At 61.3% G+C, this 26,352-nt stretch carries 30 protein-coding genes; 18 read left to right on the top strand and 12 right to left on the bottom strand.

What is annotated here, in order from left to right:
- Position 1: 1 nt before the first annotated feature.
- On the bottom strand, positions 2 to 1,507 hold the full coding sequence (gene gatB, locus BW978_RS13335; protein WP_076395832.1) for an Asp-tRNA(Asn)/Glu-tRNA(Gln) amidotransferase subunit GatB: 1,506 nt from the start codon (positions 1,505 to 1,507) through the stop codon (positions 2 to 4).
- Positions 1,508 to 1,645: 138 nt separating this feature from the next.
- On the opposite strand from gatB, the gene BW978_RS13330 reads away from it, so the two are divergent.
- Positions 1,646 to 1,981 carry a DUF1294 domain-containing protein gene (locus tag BW978_RS13330; protein WP_076395830.1) on the top strand — a complete coding sequence of 112 codons (336 nt, stop codon included), beginning with the start codon at positions 1,646 to 1,648 and terminating at the stop codon, positions 1,979 to 1,981.
- Here the strand turns inward: BW978_RS13330 and BW978_RS13325 are convergent.
- Complete coding sequence (locus BW978_RS13325) at positions 1,978 to 2,487, bottom strand: GNAT family N-acetyltransferase (RefSeq protein ID WP_076395828.1); 510 nt, start codon at positions 2,485 to 2,487, stop codon at positions 1,978 to 1,980. The genes BW978_RS13330 and BW978_RS13325 overlap by 4 nt on opposite strands.
- A gap of 274 nt (positions 2,488 to 2,761) precedes the next feature.
- On the opposite strand from BW978_RS13325, the gene BW978_RS13320 reads away from it, so the two are divergent.
- From BW978_RS13320 to BW978_RS13310, 3 genes are read left to right on the top strand one after another with little or no spacing between them, the layout of a single operon-like run.
- Positions 2,762 to 3,019 carry a YjhX family toxin gene (locus tag BW978_RS13320; protein ID WP_076395826.1) on the top strand — a complete coding sequence of 86 codons (258 nt, stop codon included), beginning with the start codon at positions 2,762 to 2,764 and terminating at the stop codon, positions 3,017 to 3,019.
- Between the two features lie 50 nt (positions 3,020 to 3,069).
- Positions 3,070 to 3,354 carry a BrnT family toxin gene (locus BW978_RS13315; RefSeq protein ID WP_076395824.1) on the top strand — a complete coding sequence of 95 codons (285 nt, stop codon included), beginning with the start codon at positions 3,070 to 3,072 and terminating at the stop codon, positions 3,352 to 3,354.
- A complete protein-coding gene (locus BW978_RS13310; protein WP_076395821.1) occupies positions 3,329 to 3,586 on the top strand; it encodes a BrnA antitoxin family protein in 258 nt (85 codons plus the stop codon). The genes BW978_RS13315 and BW978_RS13310 overlap by 26 nt, the downstream gene beginning before the upstream one ends.
- On the opposite strand, the gene BW978_RS13305 is transcribed toward BW978_RS13310, so the two are convergent.
- The 4 genes from BW978_RS13305 to BW978_RS13290 form a co-directional block, all read right to left on the bottom strand.
- The gene (locus BW978_RS13305) at positions 3,583 to 4,068 is read right to left on the bottom strand and encodes a GNAT family N-acetyltransferase (protein WP_083697586.1); all 486 of its coding nucleotides are present in this window, start codon (positions 4,066 to 4,068) and stop codon (positions 3,583 to 3,585) included. The two genes, BW978_RS13310 and BW978_RS13305, sit on opposite strands and share 4 nt — an antisense overlap.
- Positions 4,059 to 5,540, bottom strand: a complete 1,482-nt coding sequence (gatA, locus tag BW978_RS13300) for an Asp-tRNA(Asn)/Glu-tRNA(Gln) amidotransferase subunit GatA (protein ID WP_076395819.1) — start codon at positions 5,538 to 5,540, stop codon at positions 4,059 to 4,061. Before gatA ends, BW978_RS13305 begins: the two co-directional genes overlap by 10 nt.
- Positions 5,541 to 5,618: 78 nt before the next feature.
- Positions 5,619 to 5,906 carry an Asp-tRNA(Asn)/Glu-tRNA(Gln) amidotransferase subunit GatC gene (gatC, locus tag BW978_RS13295; RefSeq protein ID WP_076395817.1) on the bottom strand — a complete coding sequence of 96 codons (288 nt, stop codon included), beginning with the start codon at positions 5,904 to 5,906 and terminating at the stop codon, positions 5,619 to 5,621.
- 66 nt (positions 5,907 to 5,972) lie between these two features.
- Positions 5,973 to 6,677, bottom strand: coding sequence for a metal-dependent hydrolase (locus BW978_RS13290; RefSeq protein WP_076395815.1), 705 nt, complete (start codon positions 6,675 to 6,677; stop codon positions 5,973 to 5,975).
- Between the two features lie 147 nt (positions 6,678 to 6,824).
- On the opposite strand from BW978_RS13290, the gene BW978_RS13285 reads away from it, so the two are divergent.
- Both BW978_RS13285 and ruvX read left to right on the top strand, forming a co-directional pair.
- Positions 6,825 to 7,121 (top strand): alkylphosphonate utilization protein, encoded by a 297-nt coding sequence (locus tag BW978_RS13285; RefSeq protein ID WP_054150659.1) that lies wholly within the window; start codon positions 6,825 to 6,827, stop codon positions 7,119 to 7,121.
- Positions 7,122 to 7,134: 13 nt separating this feature from the next.
- Positions 7,135 to 7,632, top strand: a complete 498-nt coding sequence (gene ruvX, locus BW978_RS13280; RefSeq protein WP_076395813.1) for a Holliday junction resolvase RuvX — start codon at positions 7,135 to 7,137, stop codon at positions 7,630 to 7,632.
- On the opposite strand, the gene BW978_RS13275 is transcribed toward ruvX, so the two are convergent.
- A complete protein-coding gene (locus BW978_RS13275) occupies positions 7,566 to 7,901 on the bottom strand; it encodes a DUF6105 family protein (RefSeq protein ID WP_076395811.1) in 336 nt (111 codons plus the stop codon). The genes ruvX and BW978_RS13275 overlap by 67 nt on opposite strands.
- On the bottom strand, positions 7,898 to 8,080 hold the full coding sequence (locus BW978_RS13270) for a hypothetical protein (RefSeq protein WP_244551958.1): 183 nt from the start codon (positions 8,078 to 8,080) through the stop codon (positions 7,898 to 7,900). Before BW978_RS13270 ends, BW978_RS13275 begins: the two co-directional genes overlap by 4 nt.
- 203 nt (positions 8,081 to 8,283) lie before the next feature.
- On the opposite strand from BW978_RS13270, the gene BW978_RS13265 reads away from it, so the two are divergent.
- Entirely contained in the window at positions 8,284 to 9,219 is a 936-nt protein-coding gene (locus tag BW978_RS13265) for an AEC family transporter (RefSeq protein ID WP_076395807.1), read from the top strand.
- On the opposite strand, the gene BW978_RS13260 is transcribed toward BW978_RS13265, so the two are convergent.
- A complete protein-coding gene (locus BW978_RS13260; RefSeq protein ID WP_076395805.1) occupies positions 9,201 to 10,844 on the bottom strand; it encodes an acyl-CoA dehydrogenase family protein in 1,644 nt (547 codons plus the stop codon). The two genes, BW978_RS13265 and BW978_RS13260, sit on opposite strands and share 19 nt — an antisense overlap.
- Positions 10,845 to 11,061: 217 nt before the next feature.
- Between BW978_RS13260 and BW978_RS13255 the strand changes: the two genes are divergently transcribed.
- From BW978_RS13255 to dprA, 4 genes are read left to right on the top strand one after another with little or no spacing between them, the layout of a single operon-like run.
- Positions 11,062 to 12,018, top strand: a complete 957-nt coding sequence (locus tag BW978_RS13255; protein WP_076395803.1) for an aspartate carbamoyltransferase catalytic subunit — start codon at positions 11,062 to 11,064, stop codon at positions 12,016 to 12,018.
- The gene (locus BW978_RS13250) at positions 12,015 to 13,307 is read left to right on the top strand and encodes a dihydroorotase (protein WP_076395801.1); all 1,293 of its coding nucleotides are present in this window, start codon (positions 12,015 to 12,017) and stop codon (positions 13,305 to 13,307) included. The genes BW978_RS13255 and BW978_RS13250 overlap by 4 nt, the downstream gene beginning before the upstream one ends.
- Before the next feature lie 22 nt (positions 13,308 to 13,329).
- Positions 13,330 to 13,941, top strand: a complete 612-nt coding sequence (plsY, locus tag BW978_RS13245; protein ID WP_076395799.1) for a glycerol-3-phosphate 1-O-acyltransferase PlsY — start codon at positions 13,330 to 13,332, stop codon at positions 13,939 to 13,941.
- A gap of 9 nt (positions 13,942 to 13,950) precedes the next feature.
- A complete protein-coding gene (gene dprA / locus BW978_RS13240; protein WP_076395797.1) occupies positions 13,951 to 15,105 on the top strand; it encodes a DNA-processing protein DprA in 1,155 nt (384 codons plus the stop codon).
- Here dprA and BW978_RS13235 read toward each other — a convergent pair.
- The gene (locus BW978_RS13235) at positions 15,058 to 15,291 is read right to left on the bottom strand and encodes a hypothetical protein (protein ID WP_076395795.1); all 234 of its coding nucleotides are present in this window, start codon (positions 15,289 to 15,291) and stop codon (positions 15,058 to 15,060) included. The two genes, dprA and BW978_RS13235, sit on opposite strands and share 48 nt — an antisense overlap.
- A gap of 245 nt (positions 15,292 to 15,536) precedes the next feature.
- On the opposite strand from BW978_RS13235, the gene topA reads away from it, so the two are divergent.
- The 5 genes from topA (at position 15,537) to rpmG (ending at position 22,750) form a co-directional block, all read left to right on the top strand.
- Positions 15,537 to 18,239: a type I DNA topoisomerase gene (topA, locus tag BW978_RS13230; protein WP_076395793.1), complete on the top strand. Its 2,703-nt coding sequence runs from the start codon at positions 15,537 to 15,539 to the stop codon at positions 18,237 to 18,239.
- A complete protein-coding gene (rnr, locus tag BW978_RS13225) occupies positions 18,236 to 20,596 on the top strand; it encodes a ribonuclease R (RefSeq protein WP_139330519.1) in 2,361 nt (786 codons plus the stop codon). Before topA ends, rnr begins: the two co-directional genes overlap by 4 nt.
- 22 nt (positions 20,597 to 20,618) lie before the next feature.
- Entirely contained in the window at positions 20,619 to 21,068 is a 450-nt protein-coding gene (locus BW978_RS13220) for a DUF983 domain-containing protein (protein WP_076395791.1), read from the top strand.
- A gap of 239 nt (positions 21,069 to 21,307) precedes the next feature.
- Positions 21,308 to 22,492, top strand: a complete 1,185-nt coding sequence (locus BW978_RS13215) for an MFS transporter (RefSeq protein ID WP_076395789.1) — start codon at positions 21,308 to 21,310, stop codon at positions 22,490 to 22,492.
- 90 nt (positions 22,493 to 22,582) lie between these two features.
- On the top strand, positions 22,583 to 22,750 hold the full coding sequence (gene rpmG / locus BW978_RS13210) for a 50S ribosomal protein L33 (protein WP_006727600.1): 168 nt from the start codon (positions 22,583 to 22,585) through the stop codon (positions 22,748 to 22,750).
- A 750-nt stretch (positions 22,751 to 23,500) separates the two neighbouring features.
- Here rpmG and BW978_RS13205 read toward each other — a convergent pair.
- Both BW978_RS13205 and BW978_RS13200 read right to left on the bottom strand, forming a co-directional pair.
- A complete protein-coding gene (locus BW978_RS13205) occupies positions 23,501 to 24,874 on the bottom strand; it encodes a PleD family two-component system response regulator (RefSeq protein WP_076395787.1) in 1,374 nt (457 codons plus the stop codon).
- Positions 24,875 to 24,886: 12 nt separating this feature from the next.
- Complete coding sequence (locus BW978_RS13200) at positions 24,887 to 25,258, bottom strand: response regulator (protein WP_054150644.1); 372 nt, start codon at positions 25,256 to 25,258, stop codon at positions 24,887 to 24,889.
- A gap of 138 nt (positions 25,259 to 25,396) precedes the next feature.
- On the opposite strand from BW978_RS13200, the gene BW978_RS13195 reads away from it, so the two are divergent.
- Positions 25,397 to 25,690: a DUF3572 domain-containing protein gene (locus BW978_RS13195; protein ID WP_054150643.1), complete on the top strand. Its 294-nt coding sequence runs from the start codon at positions 25,397 to 25,399 to the stop codon at positions 25,688 to 25,690.
- Positions 25,690 to 26,325, top strand: a complete 636-nt coding sequence (locus BW978_RS13190) for a hypothetical protein (RefSeq protein WP_076395785.1) — start codon at positions 25,690 to 25,692, stop codon at positions 26,323 to 26,325. The genes BW978_RS13195 and BW978_RS13190 overlap by 1 nt, the downstream gene beginning before the upstream one ends.
- Positions 26,326 to 26,352: the final 27 nt, after the last annotated feature.

Raw genomic sequence — 26,352 nt, 5'->3', positions numbered from 1 at the left:
CTTACTCCTCGACGATGCCGAGCTTGGCCTTGACCAGGGCCTGAACGGCCTGCGGGTTGGCCTTGCCGCCGGTCGCCTTCATCACCTGGCCGACAAACCAGCCGGCAAGCGTCGGCTTGGCAAGCACCTTGGCCACCTGGTCGGGGTTTGCTGCCATGATCTCATCGACGGCCTTTTCGATGGCGCCGGTGTCGGTCACTTGGCGCATGCCGCGGCTCTCGACGATTTCGGCCGGATCACCACCCTCGTTGAAGACGATCTCGAAGAGATCCTTGGCGATCTTGCCCGAGATGGTTTCGGCCTTGATGAGGTCGATGATTCCGCCAAGCTGGGCGGGCGAAACCGGAGTCTCTTCAATGGCTTTGCCGGCTTTGTTCAAGGCGCCCAGTAGGTCGTTGATGACCCAGTTGGCGGCCGTCTTGCCATCGCGGCCTTCGGCCACGGCTTCGAAATAGTCGGCGATCGCCTTTTCCGACACGAGCACGGAAGCGTCATAGACGGAGAGGCCGAGTTCCGACACAAAACGTGCCTTCTTGTCGTCGGGCAGCTCGGGAAGCGACTTCTTCAGCTCCTCGACGAAGGCGTCGTCGAATTCGAGCGGCAGCAAGTCCGGATCGGGGAAGTAGCGATAGTCATGCGCATCTTCCTTCGAGCGCATGGAACGGGTCTCGCCCTTGCCCGGATCGAAGAGACGGGTTTCCTGGTCGATCGTGCCGCCATCCTCGATGATCGCGATCTGGCGACGGGCTTCGTATTCGATGGCCTGGCCGATGAAGCGGATCGAGTTGACGTTCTTGATTTCGCAGCGCGTGCCGAATTCGCCGCCTGGTTTGCGCACGGAGACGTTGACGTCGGCGCGCATCGAGCCTTCGTCCATGTTGCCGTCGCAGGTGCCGAGATAACGCACGATCGAGCGCAGCTTGGTCATATAGGCCTTGGCTTCGTCAGACGAACGCATGTCGGGCTTCGACACGATTTCCATCAGGGCGACGCCGGAGCGGTTGAGATCCACGTAGGACATGGTCGGATGCTGGTCGTGCATTGACTTGCCGGCATCCTGTTCCAGATGTAGGCGCTCGATGCCGATCTCGATATCCTCGAAATTGCCCTGACGGTCGGGGCCGAGCGAGATGATGATCTTGCCTTCGCCGACGATCGGGTCCTTGAACTGCGAGATCTGATAGCCCTGCGGCAGGTCCGGATAGAAGTAGTTCTTGCGGTCGAAGATCGAGCGCTTGTTGATCTGGGCCTTCAGGCCAAGACCGGTGCGGACAGCCTGGGCCACGCATTCCCCGTTGATGACGGGCAGCATCCCGGGCATGGCGGCATCGACGAGCGAGACGTTGGAATTCGGCGCATTGCCGAAGACGGTCGAGGCGCCGGAAAACAGCTTGGAATTCGACATCACCTGGGCATGGACTTCCATGCCGATGATGACTTCCCAGTCACCGGTGGCACCGGGGATGAAGCGTTTCGGATCGGGCGTGCGAGTGTCTACCAGGGTCATCGGATGCTCATGTCATGCGTGGACGTGTTGTCTCGTGAGGTAGAGCAATTGGGCCGAAGGTGCAAGACTTGTGGGATGTTGGCAACGCGCGCCTCCGTTGACGGAAAAGGCACAATCACTGGCTAGACTTCGGTCGCCATGCAAACTGACACCATCCTCACCCTGCTTGCGATCTTTGCCCTGTGGAACGGGATCGTGTTTTGCGTCTATGCCTTCGACAAGATGGCGGCCACGCAAGGGGCGTGGCGCGTGCGCGAGGATACCCTTATCCTGCTTGCGGTTTTCGGTGGCGGCCTGGGCGCCTTTGCCTGCCAGCGGCTTTTGCGTCACAAGACGCGGAAAGCGCCCTTTCCTGTCCTGCTGCCGCTCATGGCGGGGCTGCACATTGTTATCATCCTACTGATTGCACTCATTCCAGAAGCGGTCCTTCATGCGGCGGACGAGGCTGCTCTTCTTCTGGAACGGCTCATCTAGAATTCCTGGCCATAGCCGCTGCCGCCGGCTTCCGATAGCGACTTGGACAGGCCAACGGACTGCACATCGCGATCAAGCTTGGGATTGTAGCTGACGGTCAGCCAGTTCACCTGATAGCCCTTTCTTTCGAAGAACTTCAGTGCATCGCTGTTCATCGCATGGGTCTGAAGGCGGGCGAGCGGGATGCCTTGTGCCCTGAGTTCATCCTCGACCGCCTGCAGCAATCTGCTGCCGAGCCCCTGCCCCTCCAAATCTGGCTCGATCCAGAAATCGGTGATGTTCTCATCCATGTCTTCGCGCGCGGCCCAGCCGGCGGGAACGCTGGAGACTTCGACGACGGTAATGGTGATCCAGCCATCTTCCGCGAAGCGCGCAAAAGCGTCCCGTGCATTGGCCGCCATTTCCTCCGCCTCGCCGACGGACGCCATGGCCTTGCGCCACGCACGCATGCCGATGTCCGTCAGCAGCCTTGCGTCATCCTGTCGTGCCTTGCGGATCGTGACCATCCTCACCTCTTCTTTGTCGATAGTAAAACATTGGTGATGATTCTTGACCAGAGCGTGTGACATTGCTGTCATGGACGCCACAAAGCGCATCGTGATATCAAAACGCTGTGTACAGGAGTTTTGATGTTCGGTTTGTCCGAGACCCGATAAAGGCCCTGCCCGCGCCCCATCGAGGGAGCGATCGGCCAGGGCCAGAAAACGAAGCCCCGACGCCTTCTGGCGCCGGACCCGTTTTCATGCGCGCTACGCCGCGCGCTTCTCCGGACATCACACCATGGATATTTCACGCACGGATCAGCGTATCCTTCATCTCATGGCCCAGGGCGGCTGGATCGAACTTCACCGCGACGACCGACGCAAGATCGATAAGGCCTTGTGCTTCTCCCGCGACGGCTGGCTCTATCCCGGCTTCGACCTCGAGCTCTTTCGCAGGCTGAAACGCCTGAAGGCGATCAGCTCGAAACAGGGCAAGCCTTATCGGATCACCGAACGGGGCTTGAGGCTTGTAAGGGCTGAGCTGGATAACCGGTGAGCTGGACGCGAGACTCTTGCCCGCCACTACATTCGTAGTTACACTTAAACATGAAATACGAGTGGGACGCCGCGAAGAATATCACCAACCAGATCAAGCACGGCATCTCCTTTGAGGAAGCCCGGCTGATCTTCGAGGGCGATGTTCTGACCGGCGTCGATGGGCGTCGCGATTATGGTGAAACCCGCTACATGAGCATCGGCGCAATCCAGGGATTGATCGTGATCGCCGTCATACATACAGACCGCGACGGCACCTCCCGCATCATCTCAGCCCGTCTCGCGAACCGCAGCGAAAGGCAAAAGTATCATGACCATCTCGGCCGCTCGTCTTAAGGAGCTTCAGTCCCGTCCGGACGCAGAGATTGATTACAGCGACATCCCGGAACTCGATGACGCGTTCTTCGAGACGGCCATCCTCGTGACACCATCCGCCAAAACGCAGATCACGGTCCGGCTCGATAACGACGTGCTTGACTGGTTTCGACAGCAGGGCAAGGGGTATCAGACGCGGATGAATGCGGTATTGAAGGCCTATATGGAAAGCCAGCGTCGGCGCTCGCGCTAAAACACCAGCTGCATCTTCACCTTGTCGACCGCCATGCCCATGGACGGCGAGTGCAGCATGCCGCGCCAGACGATGGTGAAGCCCAGATCCTTGTAGAGCCGGATCGCAGCTTCGTTGGCGGCGTGCGTGTCGATCCGTGCGCGTTTCAAGCCTTCGGCGCGCATCTCGCGCAGCAGCCTCGAGACGAGCGCCGAGCCGATGCCAAGCCCCTGATGGGCGGGGCTCACCCAGAGATCGGAGATGTAGTCGCGGGCACCGTCGCGGGCGATCCAGCCCGCAATTTCGTCGCCGAGTTCGCCGATGGTGATCAGGCTGTAGTGCTCCTGGGCAAAACGGCGGAAGCTCAGGCGAATGCGAACCATCATGTCGACACCGAAGGCATTCAGCACGGGGTTGGCGGCCCAGGCGTCGAAACCGACACGGCCGACGCTATCCGCATCGGCCGCTGTCATGTCACGGATGACGAAGTCCTTTACCACCATTTGGCCGGCGTGAACTTGCCGGCAGCCTGTTCGATAACATGGGCCGTCTTGAAGAGGGTTTCCTCCTCGAAGGGCTTGCCGATGACCTGAAGACCGAGTGGCAGGCCCTTGGCATCGAGGCCGGCGGGAACCGAGATGCCCGGCAGACCGGCCATGTTGAGCGTGATGCTGAAGACGTCCTGCTGGTACATTTTGACCGGATCGGCCGCGAGTTCCTTGTCGCCGATCGCAAAGGCAGACGACGGCGTGATCGGCGTCAGGATCGCATCGACGCCGGCTTCGAAGGCGAGTTCGAAGTCGCGCTTGATCAGCGTGCGGACCTTCTGGGCCTTCAGGTAGTAGGCGTCATAGTAGCCGGCCGAGAGCACGTAGGTGCCGATCATGATGCGGCGCTGGACTTCCTTGCCGAAGCCTGCAGCACGGGTCTTTTCATACATGTCGACAATGTCCTTGCCGTCGACGCGCAGACCGTAACGGACGCCGTCATAGCGGGCGAGGTTCGACGAGGCTTCGGCAGGTGCGACGATGTAATAGGCCGGCAGCGCGTATTTCGTGTGCGGCAGGGAAATGTCGACGATCTCGGCGCCGGCCTCCTTGAGCCAGGCAATGCCCTGCTGCCAGAGGGCCAGGACCTCTTCCGACATGCCTTCGATATGGTATTCCTTGGGAATGCCGATCTTCATGCCCTTCACCGAGCCGCCGATGGCCTTTTCGTAGTCCGGAACCGGCAGGTCGACAGACGTCGTGTCTTTCGGGTCAACGCTGGCCATGGATTTCAGAAGGATCGCAGCATCGCGGACGTCGCGGGCGATGGGACCGGCCTGATCGAGCGACGAGGCAAAGGCGACGATGCCGAAACGCGAGCAGCGGCCGTAAGTCGGCTTGATGCCGACGGTGCCGGTGAGAGCAGCCGGCTGGCGGATCGAGCCGCCGGTGTCGGTTGCCGTGGCACCGGCGCAGAGATGCGCAGCAACGGCCGCGGCAGAGCCACCGGAGGAGCCGCCGGGAACCAGCTTCTCCTCCGACCCCTTGGCCTTCCACGGGTTAACGGCAGGACCGTAATAGGAGCTCTCGTTCGACGAGCCCATGGCGAATTCGTCCATGTTGAGCTTGCCGAGCATAACGGCGCCGGCATCCCAGAGGTTCTGGGTCACGGTCGATTCATACTTCGGCTTGAAGCCGTCGAGGATGTGGCTGCAGGCCTGAGTATGCACATCGCGGGTAGCGTAGAGATCCTTGACGCCGAGCGGAATGCCTTCGAGCACACCGGCCTTGCCATCCGCGATGCGGGCGTCAGATGCCTTCGCCATGTCGCGGGCAACATCCGGGGTCACGGCGACATAGGCGTTCAGATCGTTGTTCGCACCCTCGATCGCGGCGAGATAGGCGTCCGTCAGTTCGACGGCCTTGATCTCCTTGGCGGCGAGTTTCGCGCGGGCTTCGGCGATGGTGAGGCTGATCAATTCGCTCATAGCAGGTTCACTTCAAACTGTCGGCGGGCCGGCAGGCCCTCAAGAAACGGGAGGCGCTCTCAGGATGCGGACGGCGTCTTATTCGACGACCTTCGGAACCTGGAAGAAATTGCGATCGGTGGCCGGCGCATTGGCGACGATGTCGTCGGCCTTGTTGCCGTCGGTGACGACGTCTTCGCGCTTCTTCATGGCCATGGGGGTGACCGAGGTCATCGGCTCGACACCGGTCACATCCACTTCGTTCAGCTGCTCGACGAAACCGAGAATGCCATTCAATTCCCCGGTCATGCGTGCGGCATCCTCCTCGCTGACAGCGATGCGGGCAAGGCGCGCGACGCGCTTGACGGTGGCGAGGTCAACAGACATGGCATTCTCCGGATAAGCTGTTTTCTTCGCTATAATGGCCGTCAAGCGCCGAAGCAACGGGGTTTGTCAGACCTCGATGGCCGTTCCGGCCTGCGGGGTGGCCACACGGGTGCGCGTTCCATCCATGCCGGCGACGAATTTCTCCGGCGTCTGGTCGATGATCGGGAAGGAGCCGTAGTGGCAGGGTATCGCCGTCTTGAAGTCGAAGAAGCGCTGGCAGGCCAGGGCCGCCACTGCCCCGCCCATGGTGAAACGGTCGCCGATCGGGACGATGCCGACATCGGGCTGATGCAATTCGTGGATCAGCTTCATGTCGGAGAAGATATCGGTGTCGCCCATATGCAGCACCGAAGCTTCGTCGTCGAAATGCAGCATCAGGCCGTTGGCATTGCCAAGCGCGTGCGACACGCCGTCTTCGGTGATCTGAGCGGAGGAATGCAGGGCGTTGGTGAAGGTCACCGAGAAGCCTTCGAAATGAATGGTGCCGCCGGTATTGCCCATTTCCAGCTTGTCGACACCCTTGGTGCCGAGCCAGGCGGCGAGATCGGCATTGGCGAGCACGGTCGCGCCGGTTTCCTGCGCGAGCTGCACCGTATCGCCGACATGGTCGCCGTGACCGTGGGTGAGCAGAATATGCGTGACCCCCTTGGTCATTTCCTTCCGGTCGAGACCGGCGAAGCCCGGATTGTGGGTCAGAAAGGGATCGATGAGGATCGATGCCTTGGCTGAATCGAGACGGAAGGCGGCGTGGCCGAGCCAGGTGATTTTCATGCGTTGAGTCTCCGGTCCTTGAATATGGTCTGCAATATATGGCGAGCCGCTCCGTCGGCAACGGTCGCGCCGAGTTGCTTCTATGCCTATGCTGGTCTAAGCGACCAGCATGACAGCCGTAGCGCTGAGTGCAAGAAAGGAACCACCATGGCCGATGACGACTACGTGTATGACGAGGCGACCGGCGAATGGCGTCCGGCGTCCGAAGTTGCAGCGGCAGCCGCGGCCAAGCCCGTCGCCCGTGACGCCTCCGGGACCGAACTTGCCGATGGCGATTCGGTGGTGCTCATCAAGGATCTCAAAGTGAAGGGTGCCGGCCAGACGCTGAAGCAGGGCACTGTTATCCGCTCAATCAGACTGACGGATGATCCCGAGGAAATCGACTGCCGCTTTGACGGGATCAAGGGCCTGGTGCTCAGAACCGAATTCGTACGCAAGCGTTGATCGGCGAGACAAGATGGCCACGCTGACGATCGAGGAACTGGCTGAACGGTTGAGACCTGGCGAGGCCATTGCCGGGCTCGACCTGGGCACGAAGACGATCGGGCTTTCGGCTTCCGATCTCGGCCGGCGCTTTGCCACCCCTCGCCCTGTTATCAAACGGGTGAAATTCACGCAGGACGCGGAGGTTCTGCTCGCCTTTGCGGCGAAGGAGAAGATTGTCGCCTTTGTCATCGGTCTGCCGGTCAACATGGACGGCTCGTCGGGCCCGCGCGTCCAGGCGACACGGGCCTTCGTGCGCTCGATGTCGGAAAAGACCGACATCCCCTTCGTCTACTGGGACGAGCGGCTGTCGACGGTCGCCGCCGAAAGAGCGCTTCTGGAAATGGATGTCTCCAGGGCAAAGCGCAGCGAGCGGATCGATTCCGCCGCTGCGAGCTTCATCCTTCAGGGGGCGCTCCACAGGCTCTCAGGGCTTGCCCGCACTTCGGACAACTCCGCCGACTTCGCCTGACGGGCGGCCCACCAGGCCCTGATCTGCTTGCGTCGGCGGAAGCCGATGATCGCGAACAGGATGAGGCTATCGACGATGATGGCGCGCAGAACCAGCGGCGGAATTGTCTCCGGCGCAATGCCGAGCACGTTGCCATAAACCTGGAACACCAGATCATGGGCATCGCGCGTCAGCATGAAGATGCCGAAGCTCATATTGTAGTAGGACAGACCGTACCAGGCGCCCAGGATCGTGATGGGCAGAGCCCACAAGAGCAGAAGTGTCTTCATGCCGTTTCCGCCTTTTGATCAAACGACAAATCATTTGTCGCCGGCCAGTTTTCCACCAGCCATTTCAGGGAAGCCATGACGGACAGCACGGCAGCCGGGACGGCGATATCGAGCGCCAACCCCGAGAAAAATACCATCATCATGATGGTCGCTACCGGCCGTGAACCAGCGTCCGTCACCACTCTACCCTTTAACGTCTGTCCCGTGCAAAAGGTGGCCTGTTCGACACGAACACGCAACGTAAACCCTTTGTTAAGGTTAACACCGCCTGTGGATGAGCAGTTTCAGCCACTTGGCCGAAAATGTCGCCGGGACACGATTTTCGATTGAAAGCAGGGGTTCTCGGGTCTACCCCTCCCCCGCCCGCCATCCTGGACCTGCCATGCTCATCATCTTCGAAAGCATTCTGCCGATCTTCCTGCTCGTGATTCTCGGTGTCGTGCTGAAACGCACCAGGCTCATCAATGAGAGCTTCTGGAGTGGGCTTGAGCAGTTCGGCTATTTCGTTTTGTTTCCGGCCCTGCTTTTTCAAACGCTCTCGACCACCGACTTCTCGGCACTCGACAGTGGAAGCGTCGGACTGGTGTCGCTGCTCGCGGTCGGGGTCATGACCGCACTCGTTCTTGCGATCTGGCCGCTGCTGAAGGCGCGCGGCATGGGTGGGCCCTCCTATACCTCCGTGTTCCAGACATCGACGCGCTGGAACGGCTTCATGGCACTCGCCATCGCGGAGAAGTTGACGGGGCAGACGGGTCTTTCGGTCATCGCCATCATCATGGCGTCGATCATCATACCGCTCAATCTCATCAATGTCGGCGTGATGGTCTGGTTCTCCGGCGAGAGTCGGGGCTTGAAGACCTTCGTCGTCAGGATCGTCACCAACCCGATCATCATCGGCGCGTTGCTGGGTGTGCTCGTGAACTTTGCCGGGATTTCGATCTATGCACCCGTCATGACCGCGGTCGACCTGATCGCCAGCGCCTCGCTTGGGCTGGGTCTCGTGACCGTCGGCGCGGGGCTTCGGGTCGCGGATGCGCTGAAACCGCAGCCGAGCGTGCTGATGACCGTTGTGCTGAAGCTCCTGGTCTTCCCGGCTGTCGCGGTGCTGCTCGCCCTTGCCTTCGGTCTCTCAGGCGAAATCGTCGTGATGATCGCGCTGGGTGCCGCGGTTCCGACCGCCATGAACGGTTACGTTTTGGCCAAGCAGATGGGCGGCGATGCCGATCTCTATGCGGCAGCGGCCACCGTGCAGACGGTCGCTGCCTTCTTCACGATCCCCGTCGTGCTTTATCTCGCCGGTCAGGCTGCCGGCGGATAGAGGAGATCGAGCACGTAGCGCGAATCGAATCGCGCATCGAGCACGCCATAGGTATGGCGCCAGCCACCCGCGAGGCGTGATTCGAGGAAGGCATCGGCGATCTTGCCGGCACCCAGACGATAGAGCTCGGCGGCACCGGCCGCGAGCGCCAGCTGCTCGATGAGCAGGCGACCGGCGGCTTCGTCACGTTCGGCGAGCGCTGTTGCAGCGCGCAGGACCTCGACCGTCTTCTTGCCGGAGGGACCGAGATCGCGTTCCAGCCCGGCAAACAGCGTTTCGAAGAGATCCTTGCCACGGCTCAGCACGCGCAGAACATCGAGCGCCATGACATTGCCGGAGCCTTCCCAGATCGCATTGACCGGTGCCTCACGGTAGTGCCGGGCTATCGGGCGTTCCTCGACGTAACCGTTGCCGCCGATGCATTCCATCGCCTCATAGATGAGGGATGGAGCGATCTTGCAGATCCAGTATTTGGCAACCGGCGTCATCACACGAGCATAGGCTGCATCGACGGGGCTTTCGCGCGCCTTATCGAAGCTGTCGGCGAGACGGAAGGCAAGGGCCGTGGCAGCCGCGACGTCGAGCGCCATGTCGGCGAGCACGCGGGTCATCATCGGCTGGTCAATGAGGTTCTTGCCGAAAACCATGCGGCCGCGCACATGATGCACGGCCTCGGCCATCGAGGCGCGCATCATGCCGGCAGAGGAGAGCGCGCAGTCTAGGCGCGTCAGCGTCACCATGTCGAGGATGGTGCGCACGCCATCGCCGGGCGTGCCGAGCAGGAAGCCGAAGGTTTCGGAGAATTCGACCTCGGACGAGGCATTCGAACGGTTGCCGAGCTTGTCCTTCAGGCGCTGGAACTCCAGCCCGTTGGCGGAACCATCCTCCAGAAGGCGCGGCACGAGGAAGCAGCCCATGCCATCCTTGGTCTGGGCGAGCATGACGAAGGCGTCACTCATTGGAGCGGACATAAACCACTTGTGGCCAGCGAGGCGATAGATCCCCTCGCCTACCCGCTCGCCCATGGTGGTGTTGGCGCGGACATCCGTGCCGCCCTGCTTTTCAGTCATGCCCATGCCGATGGTGACGGCGCTCTTCTGCATCGGCGGCTTGTTGCTGCTGTCGTATTTGCGCGACAGGATGCGCGGCGTCCATTCCTTCTGGACAGCCGGAGAGGCGACGAGGGCTGCAACAGAAGCGCTGGTCATGGTGAGCGGGCAGAGATGGCCCGATTCGAGTTGGGCCGTCAGGAAAAAGCGGACGGCGCGCGCCTTGTGCTCGTGGCCGCGGGCTTCCGGCGCATTCTCCCAGACGGAGGAATGCAGGCCTGACGCCATCGAGCGGCGCATCAGGGCGTGCCAGGCGGGATGGAATTCGACAACGTCGAGGCGTTCGCCGCGCACGCCATGGGTCCGGAGATGCGGCGGGCTGGCATTCGCCATGCGCGCCAATTCCTGCGCTTCAGGCGAGGTCACATATTTGCCGATGACGTCGTATTCCTCGCGCAGCGGGCGCGACAGCGAGGAGGTCAGATCGACGAGCAGCGGATCAGATCGGTAGGCATTTATGCCGGACCAGGGCTTGGGCTGGTTGAGCGCTGCGATTTTTTCTTCAGTCCGGTTCATCAATCCTGCCGATCCTAAGGGGAGACACGCGTTGGCCCGCCAACGCTTCGCCTTCGTCATTCCATTGCGGTCGGAGCATCCAGGGCGAAAACTGCCGGTGTTCCCTACCGTCCATTCGCTCCTATTACATGGGGACCGTGCGTCAATCCACCTAGCATGTGCTTGCCGGGTCCGATCCCACACATTATAGACCGCGTGACATCTCAGGAGGACGTCCATGGTCTTCTTTCCCCATCGCCATCTCATCGGCATCAAGGGCCTTACCGAGCAGGACATCACGTTCCTGTTGGACAAGGCAGACGAAGCCGTCAAAATCAGCCGCCAGCGTGAGAAGAAGACGTCCACCCTGCGGGGCCTCACCCAGATCAACCTCTTCTTCGAAGCGTCGACGCGGACGCAAGCCTCGTTCGAGCTCGCCGGCAAACGCCTCGGCGCCGACGTGATGAACATGTCGGTCGGCAATTCATCCGTCAAAAAGGGTGAGACACTGATCGACACGGCCATGACGCTGAACGCCATGCGGCCGGACGTGCTGGTGGTGCGGCACTCGTCGGCGGGCGCGGCCGCCCTTCTCGCGCAGAAGGTCGCCTGCTCGGTGGTCAATGCCGGGGACGGGCAACACGAGCATCCGACCCAGGCGCTGCTCGACGCGCTCACCATCCGCCGCGCCAAGGGCAAGCTGTCGCGCATCATCGTCGCGATCTGCGGCGACGTGCTGCATTCGCGCGTGGCGCGCTCCAACATCCTGCTCCTCAATGCCATGGGTGCCCGCGTCCGCGTCGTGGCTCCGGCGACACTTCTGCCGGCAGGCATCGCCGACATGGGCTGCGAGGTCTTCCACGACATGAAGGAAGGGCTCAAGGATGCGGACGTTGTCATGATGCTGCGCCTGCAGCGCGAACGCATGTCCGGCTCCTTCGTGCCGTCGGTGCGCGAATACTTCCACTTCTACGGCCTCGACGCTGAAAAGCTGAAAGTCGCCAAGGAGGATGCGCTCGTGATGCATCCAGGCCCGATGAACCGCGGCGTCGAGATCGCATCCGAAGTTGCCGACGGTCCGCAGAGCGTGATCGAGAGCCAGGTCGAGATGGGGGTCGCTGTTCGCATGGCCGTCATGGAAACGCTGCTCGTCTCGCAGAACCAGGGACAGCGTTCAGAGGGAATGGGCGCATGAGAAAGCCTCTTGTTCTCAAGAATGTCCGGATCGTCGATCCCTCGCGCACGCTCGATGAAGTCGGCACCATCATTGTCGGCCATGACGGGCTGATCGTCGCCTCCGGCGCCGATGCACAGAACCAGGGCGCACCCGAAGGTGCCGAGATCCGCGATGCCGGAGGCCTCACCGCCGTTCCGGGTCTCGTCGATGCTCGCGTCTTCGTCGGCGAGCCGGGTTCTGAACATCGCGAGACGATTGCATCGGCAAGCCGGGCGGCAGCGGCCGGCGGCATTACCTCCTTCATCATGATGCCGGAAACGGACCCTGTTATCGACGACATCGCGCTCGTTGAGTTCGTCAAGAAGACGGCCCGCGATACGGCTGATGTCCGTGTCTATCCGGCAGCGGCTCTGACCAAGGGCATGACCAGCGCCGAGATGACCGAGATGGGTCTCCTGCAGCAGGCCGGTGCGGTCGCCTTCACCAATGGCCGCTACGGGTTGAACGACAGCCAAGTTCTGCGGCGCGCGATGACCTATGCGCGCGAATTCGGCGCCGTGATTGCGCTGGAAACGCGGGAGAAGTATCTCGCGGCCAATGGCGTGATGAACGAAGGGCTGCTCGCAAGCTGGCTCGGGCTTGGCGGCATCCCGCGCGAAACCGAACTTATTCCGTTGGAGCGCGACCTCAGGATCGCGGCGCTGACGCGGGCCAAGTATCACGCCTCGCAGATCTCGGTGCCGGAATCGGTCGAGGCGATCCAGGTGGCACGCAAGCGTGGCGCCAAGGTCACCTGCGGCATCTCGATCAATCATCTGAGCCTCAACGAAAACGACATCGGCGAGTACCGGACCTTCTTCAAGCTCTATCCGCCGCTGCGCTCGGAAGACGATCGCATGGCAATGGTCGATGCACTGGCCAAGGGGCAGATCGATATCATCGCTTCATCGCACGACCCGCAGGACGTCGATACCAAGCGCCTGCCCTTCGGCGAGGCCGCCGATGGCGCCATAGGGCTGGAAACCATGCTCTCGGCAGCGCTTCGCCTGCATCACGCGGGCCACGTGCCGCTGATGCGGCTCATCGACGCAATGTCGACGCGGCCAGCCGAAATCTTCGGGCTGCCGGGTGGCACGCTGAAGCCGGGTGCTCACGGCGACATCGCGCTTGTCGATCTCGACGAGCCGTGGCTCGTGTCGCGCGACAGTCTTCTTGCGCGCTCGAAGAACACGCCTTTCGAAGATGCGCGTTTCTCGGGCCGGGCCGTTGCAACCTATGTTGCAGGCCAGTGCGTCCACTCGCTCTAGACTAAAGGGGACAGGGATACCCATGATCGACCTTTCCGCCCTCGGCTGGGGCAACCTCGCCATCGTCCTCGTGTTCGGTTACCTGCTCGGCTCCATCCCCTTCGGCCTCGTGCTGACCAAGATGGCGGGCCTTGGCGATCTGCGTTCCATCGGTTCGGGCAATATCGGCGCGACCAACGTGCTGCGCACCGGCAATAAGAAGCTGGCGGCCGCCACCCTCCTCCTCGATGCGCTGAAGGCCACGGCTGCGGCGCTGATTGCGCATGCGGTCTTCGGCCACAATGCTGCTCTCTTCGGTGGCTTCGCAGCCTTCATTGGTCACCTCTTCCCGGTCTGGCTCGGCTTCAAGGGCGGCAAGGGTGTCGCGACCTATATCGGCACCTTGCTCGGGGTTGAGCCTCGGATGGTGCTGGTCTTCGCCATCGTCTGGCTCGCGGTCGCCTTCATCACCCGCTACTCTTCGTTGTCCGCGCTCGTCGCCACACTTGTCATCCCGGTTGTATTGTGGATACTTGGGGTTGAAGAGGCTGCGGTCGTGACGGCAGTCATGACCGTCATCACTTACTGGCGTCACAAAGAGAATATCGGGCGGCTGATCGCGGGAACGGAAAGCAAGATCGGCAAAAAGGGCTAGAGGAAAGCCATGGGGTCAGGAAGCGCAAGACGAAAAGGGATTGCGCTGACGGACCGCCAGAGGGTCGCCTGGCTGCGGCTGATCCGCAGCGACAATGTGGGCCCTGCCACCTTCCGGGACCTGATCAACCACTTCGGCTCGGCGGAGATGGCGCTCGAAGCCCTTCCAGAACTCTCGAGGCGTGGCGGATCGACCCGCAGTATTCGCATCGCAACCGTCGGTGAGGCCGAGCGTGAAATCGAGACGGCCTCTCGTTTCGGGGCCCGCTTCATCGGGATCGGCGAGCCCGACTATCCGGCAGCGCTCAGACAGATCGACGCAGCCCCTCCCCTGCTTGCCGTCAAGGGCGACCTAGACGTCGCGACCCTCCCGGCAGTCGGCATCGTCGGGTCGCGCAATGCCTCGATCAGCGGCGCCAAGTTTGCAGCCATGATGGCGGGGGAGATCGGGCGTGCCGGCTATTGCATCGTATCGGGCCTTGCACGCGGCATCGACGCGTCAGCGCATCGGGCAAGCCTCGACACCGGCACGATCGCGGCCATGGCGGGCGGGCTCGACCAGCCCTATCCTCCGGAGAATATCGATCTGCTGGACCAGATCTGCAGCGGTCGCGGCCTCGCAATTTCCGAAATGCCCTTCGGCTGGGAACCGCGGGCACGGGATTTTCCCCGACGCAACCGGCTGATCGCCGGCGTGGCTCTGGGTGTGGTGGTGATCGAAGCGGCCGCGCGCTCGGGTTCGCTGATCACTGCAAGGCTCGCGGGAGAATTCGGTCGACAGGTCTTTGCGGTTCCGGGCTCACCGCTCGATCCGCGCTGCGAGGGCACAAACGGCTTGCTCAAGGATGGGGCGACCGTCACCACCAGACCACAGGATGTGCTGCAGGCGCTGGCGCCGGTCTCCGAGCTCGACCTCTTCAGTCCGAACGAAGCAGACGAGCCGGCTGACGAGTCCGGCGAGAGACCGCTTGCACCTCCGCCGAATGACAACGAACGCCTCGTGATCGTGCAGGCGCTTGGCCCGACGCCTGTCGAGATCGACGATATCATCCGCCATACAGCCTTGCCGGCGTCTTCTGTCTATCTGGTCTTGCTTGAGCTCGATATTGCCGGACGGTTAGAGCGGCATGCGGGAGGGTTTGTCTCGCTGAGCATGATGGATTGAAAGCGCACGACGGCCGGACTGGACATCGCCAGCTTCGACATAGGCCATCTCGATCAGATAACAGAGCATCTCGGCGCCTTCATTTTCGGCGACAAGCCGCAACTCGGCGAGCATCTGGCGGATGTAGGCGATGTTTTCCATCGTGCGGGTTCCGCGACCGTTCATGTCGGCTGTGTCTCGTGCCATCGCTTTTGTCCGTCTTCACCGGAGGCCATTACAACCCAGCCTCGCCATCCCCTGCAAAATACAATAGATCATTTATCTAGGATTGCAATCTACCTATGATCTCCCTCCGGTTGTATATATTCATAGGTCGGAAAATAGGCCCCGCCTCTTGACCGCAGCCGTTTCGCCCTCCATGTCGGAAAACCGTGTTCCGAAGACTGTGGTGCGGTGCCGCTGATCGGATGCGTTGAAGGTATAGCTGTCCAATGAACGTCGTAGTCGTAGAATCCCCGGCCAAGGCCAAGACGATCAACAAGTATCTGGGTCCCGGATACACTGTGCTCGCCTCATTCGGCCATGTGCGCGATCTGCCGGCCAAGGATGGCTCCGTTCTGCCGGACCAGGATTTCGAGATGTTCTGGGAGGTCGACACGGCCTCGCAAAAACGCATGAAGGACATTGCCGATGCGGTGAAGTCCTCCGACGGCCTGTTTCTCGCGACCGACCCTGACCGCGAAGGGGAAGCGATTTCCTGGCACGTGCTCGACCTTCTGAAAAAGAAGAAGGTGATCGGCGACAAGCCGGTAAAGCGCGTCGTGTTCAACGCGATCACCAAGAAGGCCGTGCTCGATGCCATGGCCAATCCGCGCGATATCGACACACCGCTGGTCGATGCCTATCTCGCCCGCCGCGCGCTCGACTATCTCGTCGGCTTCAATCTGTCGCCGGTTCTCTGGCGCAAGCTGCCGGGTGCCCGCTCAGCCGGCCGCGTGCAGTCGGTGGCGCTACGCCTCGTTTGCGACCGTGAAACCGAGATTGAACGCTTCGTTGCAGAAGAATACTGGAACATCTCCGCGCTCCTGAAGACACCGCGCGGCGACGAGTTCGAGGCGAAGCTCGTTTCGCATCAGGGCAAGCGCATGCAGCGCAACTCGGTCACCAATGGTGATCAGGCAGCTGGCATCAAGTCCCTGCTCGAGGGGGCAGCCTTTGCTGTCGACAGCGTTGAGGCAAAGCCGGTCAAGCGCAATCCGGGTCCGCCCTTCACCACTTCAACCCTACAGCAGGCCGCATCCTCGAAGCTCGGCTTCTCGGCCTCGCGCACCATGCAGGTGGCGCAGAAGCTGTATGAAGGTATCGACATAGGCGGTGAGACCGTCGGTCTGATCACTTACATGCGTACCGATGGCGTGCAGATGGCGCCGGAGGCGATCGATGCCGCGCGTTCGGCTGTTCACGATCAATTCGGTCCGCGCTACGTGCCGGAAAAGGCGCGTATCTATTCGACCAAGGCGAAAAACGCACAGGAAGCCCACGAAGCGATCCGTCCGACCGACTTCAACCGCTCGCCGGACAAGGTACGACGCTTCCTCGATGCCGACCAGCTGCGGCTGTACGACCTGATCTGGAAGCGCGGGATCGCCAGCCAGATGGCGTCGGCCGAAATCGAGCGTACGACGGTCGAGATCCTCGCCGACAACAAGGGCGACAAGGCCGGCCTTCGCGCCGTCGGATCCGTCATCCGCTTCGACGGCTTCATTGCCGCCTATACCGACCAGCGCGAAGAAGGCGAACCGGCCGAGGACGGCGACGACGAGGATGGCCGCCTGCCGGAGATCAATGCCCGCGAGGCATTGGCCAAGAACAAGATCAATGCCAGCCAGCATTTCACCGAGCCGCCGCCGCGTTATTCGGAAGCGTCGCTGATCAAGAAGATGGAAGAGCTCGGCATCGGCCGTCCGTCGACCTATGCCGCGACGCTGAAGACGCTCAGCGACCGCGAATATGTGGTGATGGACAAGCGCAAGCTGATCCCGCATTCCAAGGGACGGCTGGTCACGGCCTTCCTCGAGAACTTCTTCACCAAATATGTCGAATACGACTTCACCGCTGATCTCGAAGAGAAGCTCGACAAGATCTCGGCCGGTGAACTGAACTGGAAGGACGTTTTGCGCGCCTTCTGGCAGGACTTCTTCGCCCAGATCGAAGACACCAAGGAACTGCGCGTCACCAACGTGCTCGACGCACTGAACGAGGCGCTTGCTCCGTTGGTCTTCCCGAAGCGCGAGGACGGGTCCGATCCGCGTATCTGTCAGGTCTGCGGCACGGGCAATCTGTCGCTGAAGCTTGGCAAGTACGGCGCCTTTGTCGGCTGCTCGAACTATCCGGAATGCAACTTTACCCGCCAGCTTTCCTCCGAGGGCGGTGCTGAAGCCGATGCAAACGGCAACAACGAACCACGGGCGCTGGGCAGGGATCCGGTCACCGAGGAAGAGATAACGCTGCGCTCTGGTCGTTTCGGGCCATATGTTCAGCGGGGCGATGGCAAGGAGGCCAAGCGCTCCTCGCTGCCGAAGGGCTGGGCGCCCGCCGATATCGATTTCGAGAAGGCGCTGTCGCTTCTGTCGCTGCCGCGCGACGTGGGTGCGCATCCAGAAACCGGCAAGATGATTTCGGCCGGTCTCGGCCGCTACGGACCCTTCGTGCTGCATGACGGCACCTATGCCAATCTCGAAGGTATCGAGGATGTGCTGTCGATCGGCCTCAACCGCGCCGTGACCGTGCTTGCCGAAAAGAAGGCCAATCCGGGCGGCCGTGGCCGCACGGCAGCGGTTGCGCTGAAGGAGCTCGGCGACCATCCCGACGGTGGCGCGATGACCGTTCGTGACGGCCGTTTCGGACCATACGTCAATTGGGGTAAGGTCAACGCGACGCTGCCGAAGGGCAAGGATCCGCAGGCCATTACCGTCGAGGAGGCGCTTGTGCTGATCGCCGAACGCGCCGCCAAGGATGGCGGCGGCAAGGCCAAGGCAAAGAAGGCTCCGGCCAAGGCTGCCAAGGCAAAGTCGGAAGACGGTGCAGCGGCAAAGCCGAAGAAGGCTGCCGCGAAACCGAAGGCTGCGGCTGCCAAGAAGGCTCCGGCCAAGGCCGCTTCGAAGGCCAAAACAACAAAGAAGAGTGCGACTTGAGCAAGAGATTCCGCGACCCCTCCGAGATACCCGGCTCCGGCAACCGCAAGAGCCGGCGTGCGGAAGGCGCGGCCAAGGCTAGGAGCGAAAACCCCACCGCCTTGATCCACGGTGAGGTGCCGCCGCGTGAAGTCCTGATGCAGTTCATCACGGACAATCCGGAGCGCGCTTCGAAGCGGGAGATCGCCAAGGCCTTCGGGCTCAAGGGCGAGCAGCGGGTGGAGCTCAAGCAAGCACTCAAGGATCTGGAAAACGATGGGCTCGTCCAAAACAGCCGCAAGTCTCTGACGAGACCCGGCGCCTTGCCCCCGGTTACCGTGCTCGACATCACCACCCGCGACAAGGACGGCGAGCTGATCGGCCGCCCGGCGGAATGGCCCGACGAGGCCGGCGCAGCACCCGCCGTGCTTATCCGCCAATCAAGTTCCGACCGCTCGAAGGGCAAGACGCCCGTCGGCGGCCTTGGCGACCGGGTGCTTGCCAAGATCTTCGCCAACAAGGACCGTTCTGGTCCTGCCTATACGGCCCGTGTGATCAAGATCCTCGACCGTCAGGTCGGTGCGGTCATGGGCGTTGTGCGGATGATGCCGGATGGTGGGGCACGCCTGATGCCGATCGAACGGCGCGGCGAGGAAATGCAGATCGACGCCAGCGACATCGGCGAGGCCAAGGATGGCGACCTCGTTGAGGTGGAGGTCGGTCGTTCAGCCCGTTTCGGCCTGGCGCGGGCCAAGGTGCTGACTGTGGTCGGCTCTGTCGCCTCGGAAAAGGCGATCTCGATGATCGCGATCCACGCCCATGGCATTCCGCATATCTTCCCGCAATCGGTAACATCGGAAGCCGAGGACGCGAAGCCCGCGTCCATGTCGCATCGCGAGGACTGGCGCGACCTGCCGCTCATCACCATCGACCCGCATGATGCCAAGGACCATGACGACGCCGTCTATGCCGAGCTCGACACCTCGCCGGACAATCCGGACGGCGTGATCGTCACGGTGGCGATTGCCGACGTCTCCTATTACATCCGGCCGAAATCGGCGCTGGATCGCGAAGCTCTGAAACGCGGCAATTCCGTCTATTTCCCCGATCGGGTCGTACCGATGCTGCCCGAGCGGATCTCGAACGATCTCTGCTCGCTGCGCGAGGGTGTCGACCGGCCGGCACTTGCCGTGCGCATGGTCTTCTCGCATGAAGGCCGTAAGGCGAGCCACACCTTCCACCGCATCATGATGAAGAGCGCGGCCAAGCTCTCCTACCAGCAGGCTCAGGCGGCGATCGACGGCAAGACCGATGACAAGACCGGCCCGCTGCTGGAGCCGATCCTTAAACCCCTGTGGCATGCCTATGCCGTGATGAAGCGCGGCCGTGACCGCCGCCAGCCGCTCGAACTCGACATGCCGGAGCGCAAGATCATCCTCAAGGAGGACGGTACGGTCGATCGCGTGCATGTGCCCGAGAGGCTTGATGCGCACAAGCTGATCGAGGAGATGATGATCCAGGCGAACGTCGCGGCTGCCGAGACGCTGGAGACGAAGCGCCAGCCGCTGATCTACCGCATCCATGACGCACCGACACTCGCCAAGCAGGAAGTGCTGCGAGAGTTTCTCGCCACGCTTGGCATGTCGCTGGTCAAGGGCGGCAACATGCGCTCCAACTCGTTCAACGGCATTCTGGCGAAAGCCGAGGACACGCCGCATCAGGTCATCGTCAACGAGATGGTGCTGCGCAGCCAGAGCCAGGCGATCTATAGCCCCGACAATATCGGCCATTTCGGCCTCAACCTGATGAAATACGCCCATTTCACATCGCCGATCCGCCGTTATGCCGACCTCATCGTTCACAGGGCGCTGGTGGGTTCGCTGGGCCTGGGCGAAGGCGGGATCACGCCGGACGAGGAAGCAAGCCTCGAGGATATCGCGGCTGAGATCTCGACCTTCGAGCGCCGTGCTATGGCGGCCGAGCGGGACACGGTCAACCGCTTGATCGCGCACCATCTTGCCGGACGTATCGGCGATGAGTTCGAGGGACAGATCCGGGGCGTGACCAAGTCCGGTCTATTCGTCGCCCTGCCGCAATTTGGCGCAGATGGCTTCATCCCGGTTTCCACGCTGGGCCGGGACTACTATATCTACGACGAAGCGCATCAGGCCTTGACGGGCGAGAAGTCCGGGCTCGGTTATCAGCTCGGCGATATCGTCGAGGTCAAGCTGGTGGAGGCCGTGCCTCTTGCTGGCGCGCTGCGCTTTGAAATGCTGAGCGAGGGGCGCAAGATGCCAGCGGGTACGCGGTCCTTCCACAAGGCGGGACGACGTGGCCAGAAACAGCCAGGCACACGCCCGCCGCGCTCGCGACGTTGACACTTTCGCCCCGGAGGCAAACATGACCGCCAACCATACCCATGTGACGATCCAATACGGCGCAGAGGAGAAGATCGAACGCCCGCTCGGCCGGTCGATCAAGCGCGGCATGTTGAACCAGTGCCCCGCCTGTGGCTCGGGCAAGCTGTTTCGCAACTATCTAAAGGTCGTCGACAATTGCGAGGCCTGCGGCGAGGACTATCACCATCATCGCGCGGACGATCTGCCGGCCTATCTCGTCATTCTCATTCTCGGCCACGTCCTGGTCGGCGGCTTCATGGCCACCGATCTGGTCTTCGTCTTGCCGGCCTGGGTGCATTTTGCCATCTGGGCACCGATCGGCGTCGTCACGTCCCTGCTCTGCCTGCAGCCGATCAAGGGCGGCGTTGTCGGGCTGCAATGGGCGCTGCGCATGCACGGATTCGGTGGGCATGATGACGAGCCAGAATCCTTCAGAGACGGCCGTGACTAAGTCATCGATCCGTCACGCGGCTGTGGCGGTTTGTCGTTAAACGTCGCGCAGAGGCGCAGTCTTGATTCGCATCGTGAGATCAGAAGCGCTTGACAGGCGCGCGGTTTCCAGTCTGAACATGCCGCGCCGATCGACTATGCCCGGGAGCTGGTACGCGCCGATGCCATCACATATTTCGACACCTGCGCGCCTGCGGTCATGCCTCAGGCAAGGATGCGACTTGAACGACCGGGTGTCCGATGTCTGAGACCAATGGCGGCCTGAACGGCGACCGCGAGGACATTCACTGGCCCTCGCTCTTCGCAGCGATTTCAGCCATTTCGGCTGTGGGCATCGCAATTGGCCTCGGCCTGCCGCTGCTCAGCATCATTCTCGAAAAGCGCGGCATCTCCTCGACGCTGATCGGTCTCAACTCGGCGATGGCCGGGATCGCCGCCATGGCGGCTGCTCCCGTGACCACCAAACTCGCTCACAAGCTCGGCGTCGTGCCGACCATGCTCTGGGCCGTAGTCCTGTCGGCAGTGAGCGCGATCGGCTTCTATTATGCCGAACAGTTCTGGATGTGGTTTCCGCTGCGCATCGTGTTCCACGGTGCGACCACGACACTTTTCATCCTCTCCGAGTTCTGGATCAATGCGGCAGCGCCTTCGCGCAAACGCGGCCTGGTGATGGGCATCTACGCCACTATGCTCGCCGTCGGGTTTGCCTGCGGTCCCCTGCTCTTTTCCGTGCTCGGGAGCGACGGGCTCCTGCCCTTTGGGGTGGGCGCAATCGCGATCCTCGCGGCCGCCATCCCGATCTACATCGCCCGCAACGAAAGCCCAGTGCTGAGCGAAAAGCCGGAGATGCATTTCTTCCGCTACATCTTCCTGGTGCCGACAGCGACAGTGGCCGTTTTCGTCTTCGGGGCGGTGGAAGCCGGCGGCCTTTCCCTCTTTCCGATCTATGCCACCCGCAGCGGCTTCACAGAGACGCAGGCAGCGCTTCTCCTGACCGTCATGGGTGTCGGCAACATGATCTTCCAGATCCCGCTGGGGCTGCTCTCTGACCGTATGCGTGACCGGCGACTGCTTCTGTCGATTCTCGCCATTGTCGGGCTTGCCGGATCCCTGACATTGCCCTGGCTGTCCGGCCACTGGCACCTGATGGCCATCGTTCTGCTATTCTGGGGCGGATGCGTTGCCGGGCTCTACACCGTGGGCCTTAGCCATCTCGGCTCGCGACTCACCGGCGCCGACCTTGCAGCGGCCAATGCCGCCTTCATTTTCTGCTATGCGGTGGGCACCGTCGCCGGTCCCCAGGCCATCGGAGCGGCCATCGATATTACCGGCAATGACGGATTTGCCTGGGCAATTGCCGGCTTCTTCGCACTCTACGTAGTGCTTTCCCTGGGACGCCTGCTTTTTAAGCCGAAACGCACTTGACTTTTCGGGCGCGATTTGTAGTTTCGCGCCAGATTTGCCGTGGGCCTCGTTCGGTCGTCCACGGCTTCGTTTATTAGAGGCAGGACGACCATGGCCAAGGCTACAACCATCAAGATCAAGCTTCTGTCGACGGCTGACACGGGTTTCTTCTACGTGACCACGAAGAACAGCCGCACGATGACGGAAAAGATGACGAAGACCAAGTACGACCCGGTTGCTAAGAAGCATGTCGAGTTCAAGGAAACCAAGATCAAGTAAGACTTGATTCTGGGCTTATCAAAAAGGCGTGTCGCTTCCTGCGACACGCCTTTTTCTTTTGCAGTGATGCCACCTGCTCCAGGCATATCGCCAAACAAAAAACACCGGCTTCCTTGCGGAAACCGGTGCACTATTAGGGGGTCGGCCGGCACACAACACGGCACGAGGAACCGTTTTTGACGTTGCATACCAACCGACCGACCCCACGACCCAGGAGATGCGGCGGACCTGAGCATCATGGGGTATTGATGACCTCCGAAGGGGTCTTGTCCGATGGCTGCAAGTTCTCTCAAGTAGAGACAAAAATCAACAGATTATTAACTGCTTACCCGGGCTTCGCTGCTTTATGGTTAAATTAGGCTCAGATGAACTTACGATTCTCGGGTGATAGTCAGTTCTACACACATTGAGACTTGAGAATACCGCACACACTTTCCAGATCTTCTCAAGCTTAGTTTGGACAGATTGCGACGACTGACTTGAGCTGATGAGATCAGTCAGCCGCAGCGGAACCTAATATTCAATTAAATACAAAACCGAGTAAGCACATTCTCGATCCCGTCGGGCGCGGTTGGCATGATCAGCACCAATACTATTCGGGCTGCTAAAAATATGTCGTTTTGTAACTGCTCAAAAAGTCAGCAAGATTTACCCGGCATGCCAAGGATGGCGGCAATTGAAAAAGCTGTGAAAATCTTTCCGGGCCACGGTCAAAACGTGAGGCTCTGGCTCCGCCCCTAGGCTCTGTCGTCAGGCGGCAGCGGCCACAACGCGGTTACGACCGGAGTTCTTCGCTTCATAGAGGGCGCGGTCGGCCTGCTTGAGAAGCTGCTCGGGCGTTTCGATACCAGGACCTATCGTGGCAATACCCATGGATGCCGTCAACATCAGCGGGGTCTCACCCGAACGAAGCTGGAAGGGCCGTGCCTCGATCATGCCACGCAGCCTCTCGGCAACGGTTGCGGCGACTTCCGCCGGTGTGTCGGGCATCACGACGACGAATTCCTCGCCGCCAAAACGGCAGGCAAGATCGGCCCCCCGCACGGTCGAGCGAATCCGACCGGCAAACTCCTTCAGCACTTCGTCGCCGGCATCGTGCCCGTAGACATCGTTCACCTGCTTGAAGCGGTCGATGTCTGTGATGCACAGCGTCAGCGGCCGACCACGCACCTTGGCGCGGGCGAACAGTGTGCGCAGATGCGTATCGAGATAGCGGCGATTGTGGAGGCCCGTGAGCCCATCGGTGACGGCAAGCTCGATCGTCTGACGCACGCTGTTGCGCAGGCGGTCGTTGAAGCGCTTGCGGCGAACCTGGGTCAGCGTGCGGGCGATCATTTCGTTGGGATCGAGCGGGCGCACGATGTAGTCGTTCACGCCGAGATCAAGCGCCCGGATTATCATCTGCTCATCCCCCTGCTCCGTGATCAGGAGAATCGGGATGAAGCGGGTGCGTTCCAGCGAACGGATCTGCGAGCAGAGGCGCAAGGGATCGTAGTCTTCGAGATTGCTGTTGACGATGACCAGATCGAAAGCGTTCTCAGCCGCCTCGAACACCGCCGCCTGAGGGTCAGACATGGCGCTGACTTCGGCAATCGGCTTCAGCGCCTTGATGATGCGCTCCTGTGAGGCCCCGCGGCTGTCAACGAGGAGAACCTGCGCCTGCTCTTCGAGGCGCCCCTCGTGGAGCCTGCAGACATCACCGATGCCGGCCTCACGGGTCGTGTCGTGGCGGATGCGCAGTTCGTCCGTCAGCGTCTTCAAGCGCACCAGGCTCTTCACCCGGGAGATGAGCTGCAGGTCGTTGACCGGCTTCGTCAGGAAATCGTCGGCACCGGCCTGCAGGCCGCGGACACGATCGGAGGGCTGGTCGAGGGCGGTGACCATGACGACCGGTATATGCGCCGTACGCGGGTTGGACTTCAGCCGCTCACAAACCTCGAAGCCGTCCATTTCCGGCATCATGATGTCGAGGAGAATAACGTCGACCTGGGTGCGATCGCAGATATCCAGCGCGTCACGGCCATTGCTTGCCGTCAGCACGTCGAAATACTCCGCCATCAGCCGCGCTTCGAGCAGCTTGACGTTCGCAGGAATATCATCGACGACCAGAATACGGGCAGTCATGGCTGTCAGTCCTCACGCATCTCCGAGATAGGTCTTGATCGTCTCGATAAACTTGGGGACCGAGATGGGTTTGGAGACATAGGCTTCACAGCCACCCTGCCGGATCCGTTCCTCATCGCCCTTCATGGCGAAGGCCGTTACGGCAATCACCGGGATGACGTGGAGCTCGGGATCGTCCTTCAGCCACTTGGTCACTTCAAGACCTGAGACCTCCGGCAGCTGGATGTCCATGAGGATCAGATCCGGGCGATGTCGCCGGGCGAGATCCATGGCTTCCATGCCGTTGCGGGTCTGCACTGTCTCATAGCCGGATGCCTCGATCAGATCGCGGAAGAGCTTCATGTTGAGCTCGTTGTCTTCGACAATCATCACTTTTTTCGGCATTCACCCGGTCCTTTGTCTCGCGCATTCAGTCAGTCCGGAACACCGGATCCTGCGCGAGTTGCGTCTTCCGTCATCGAGCATGCTAGTGCTATTTGGTTTCGAAATCGGTAATTTGCCACGGCAAGAGGAAAAGACTTTATGAAAAACAGAGATATACCTGCCGATGCCGAAGCCACTGCGGTTGCCGTGCTTGGCTGGCTGGCAAATGAACCGGAGATGCTGTCGCGTTTCCTCGCATTGTCCGGCGTACAGCCGACACAGCTTCGCCAGGCGGTCGGCGACCCGGCCTTTCTCGCCGGTATGCTGGAGTTTCTGATGCAGCACGAACCGACGCTGATGGAATTCTGCACCGCGACGGACACCAAGCCTGAAACGGTGGTCGAGGCCTATCACCGCTATGCCGGTCCGAGCTTCGATTCGGCCGATTTCTGATGCTCACGGATCTTGAGCATATCCGCCTGACGGACAGGCCTTTGATCGTCTGCGATGTCGATGATGTCGTCTTGCAGTTCGCCGCGCCGTTCGAGGCCTTCCTGCAGAGCCGCGGCCACAGGCTTTTGCCGCGCTCCTTCAAGCTGACCGGCAACATCGTCACCGGCGCTGACGAAAGCGTGATCGAAGCGCCAGCTGTCAAGGCTCTGATCGATGATTTCTTCGTTGAGCAGGAGCGCTGGCAGACGCCGTTTGCCGATGCGGTCGACAGCCTTCATGCGCTCGGCCAGGATGCGGATCTCGTTTTCCTCACTGCCATGCCGCCTCGCCACGCCGAAGTGCGGCGACGCCTGCTCGACCAGCTGACACTGACCTTTCCCATGATTGCAACGGAAGAGGCCAAGGGACCGATGGTCGCGGCGTTGCAAGGGGAAAGACCCCTGCCCGTCGCCTTCGTCGACGACATGGTGCACAATCTCCACTCGGTCGGCCAGCACGTGCCAGACTGCCTGTTGATCTATCTTCCGCCACCGCTCGAAATCTTCCGCTTCGCCCCCGAGCCACCCGAAACGGTCCGGCGGGTCGGCACGTGGCCAGAGGCATCCGAGCTCATCCGATCGCATTTCGCGGGCTAACCGAGCGGCAGCCGTTCGTCCCGGCCT

Origin of the sequence: Rhizobium sp. RU33A (assembly GCF_900156055.1) — a bacterium.
Taxonomy (GTDB): Bacteria; Pseudomonadota; Alphaproteobacteria; order Rhizobiales; family Rhizobiaceae; genus Allorhizobium.
Note: the sequence above shows the minus strand (reverse complement) of the source record. Positions and strands in the feature narration are given on the sequence as shown.

Bases quoted from the DNA above. Each gene is read 5' to 3' on its own strand.
- BW978_RS13220 (WP_076395791.1), top strand. From the start codon at position 20,619: ATGACCGCCAACCATACCCATGTGACGATCCAATACGGCGCAGAGGAG.
- BW978_RS13200 (WP_054150644.1), bottom strand. From the start codon at position 25,258: ATGCCGAAAAAAGTGATGATTGTCGAAGACAACGAGCTCAACATGAAG.
- BW978_RS13315 (WP_076395824.1), top strand. From the start codon at position 3,070: ATGAAATACGAGTGGGACGCCGCGAAGAATATCACCAACCAGATCAAG.
- BW978_RS13195 (WP_054150643.1), top strand. From the start codon at position 25,397: ATGAAAAACAGAGATATACCTGCCGATGCCGAAGCCACTGCGGTTGCC.
- BW978_RS13205 (WP_076395787.1), bottom strand. From the start codon at position 24,874: ATGACTGCCCGTATTCTGGTCGTCGATGATATTCCTGCGAACGTCAAG.
- BW978_RS13290 (WP_076395815.1), bottom strand. From the start codon at position 6,677: ATGAAAATCACCTGGCTCGGCCACGCCGCCTTCCGTCTCGATTCAGCC.
- gatC (WP_076395817.1), bottom strand. From the start codon at position 5,906: ATGTCTGTTGACCTCGCCACCGTCAAGCGCGTCGCGCGCCTTGCCCGC.
- BW978_RS13285 (WP_054150659.1), top strand. From the start codon at position 6,825: ATGGCCGATGACGACTACGTGTATGACGAGGCGACCGGCGAATGGCGT.
- BW978_RS13235 (WP_076395795.1), bottom strand. From the start codon at position 15,291: ATGGCACGAGACACAGCCGACATGAACGGTCGCGGAACCCGCACGATG.
- BW978_RS13305 (WP_083697586.1), bottom strand. From the start codon at position 4,068: ATGGTGGTAAAGGACTTCGTCATCCGTGACATGACAGCGGCCGATGCG.
- rpmG (WP_006727600.1), top strand. From the start codon at position 22,583: ATGGCCAAGGCTACAACCATCAAGATCAAGCTTCTGTCGACGGCTGAC.
- BW978_RS13320 (WP_076395826.1), top strand. From the start codon at position 2,762: ATGGATATTTCACGCACGGATCAGCGTATCCTTCATCTCATGGCCCAG.
- BW978_RS13250 (WP_076395801.1), top strand. From the start codon at position 12,015: ATGAGAAAGCCTCTTGTTCTCAAGAATGTCCGGATCGTCGATCCCTCG.
- BW978_RS13330 (WP_076395830.1), top strand. From the start codon at position 1,646: ATGCAAACTGACACCATCCTCACCCTGCTTGCGATCTTTGCCCTGTGG.
- BW978_RS13215 (WP_076395789.1), top strand. From the start codon at position 21,308: ATGTCTGAGACCAATGGCGGCCTGAACGGCGACCGCGAGGACATTCAC.
- plsY (WP_076395799.1), top strand. From the start codon at position 13,330: ATGATCGACCTTTCCGCCCTCGGCTGGGGCAACCTCGCCATCGTCCTC.
- BW978_RS13190 (WP_076395785.1), top strand. From the start codon at position 25,690: ATGCTCACGGATCTTGAGCATATCCGCCTGACGGACAGGCCTTTGATC.
- ruvX (WP_076395813.1), top strand. From the start codon at position 7,135: ATGGCCACGCTGACGATCGAGGAACTGGCTGAACGGTTGAGACCTGGC.
- BW978_RS13260 (WP_076395805.1), bottom strand. From the start codon at position 10,844: ATGAACCGGACTGAAGAAAAAATCGCAGCGCTCAACCAGCCCAAGCCC.
- BW978_RS13310 (WP_076395821.1), top strand. From the start codon at position 3,329: ATGACCATCTCGGCCGCTCGTCTTAAGGAGCTTCAGTCCCGTCCGGAC.
- topA (WP_076395793.1), top strand. From the start codon at position 15,537: ATGAACGTCGTAGTCGTAGAATCCCCGGCCAAGGCCAAGACGATCAAC.
- gatA (WP_076395819.1), bottom strand. From the start codon at position 5,540: ATGAGCGAATTGATCAGCCTCACCATCGCCGAAGCCCGCGCGAAACTC.
- dprA (WP_076395797.1), top strand. From the start codon at position 13,951: ATGGGGTCAGGAAGCGCAAGACGAAAAGGGATTGCGCTGACGGACCGC.
- gatB (WP_076395832.1), bottom strand. From the start codon at position 1,507: ATGACCCTGGTAGACACTCGCACGCCCGATCCGAAACGCTTCATCCCC.
- BW978_RS13275 (WP_076395811.1), bottom strand. From the start codon at position 7,901: ATGAAGACACTTCTGCTCTTGTGGGCTCTGCCCATCACGATCCTGGGC.
- BW978_RS13255 (WP_076395803.1), top strand. From the start codon at position 11,062: ATGGTCTTCTTTCCCCATCGCCATCTCATCGGCATCAAGGGCCTTACC.
- BW978_RS13325 (WP_076395828.1), bottom strand. From the start codon at position 2,487: ATGGTCACGATCCGCAAGGCACGACAGGATGACGCAAGGCTGCTGACG.
- BW978_RS13265 (WP_076395807.1), top strand. From the start codon at position 8,284: ATGCTCATCATCTTCGAAAGCATTCTGCCGATCTTCCTGCTCGTGATT.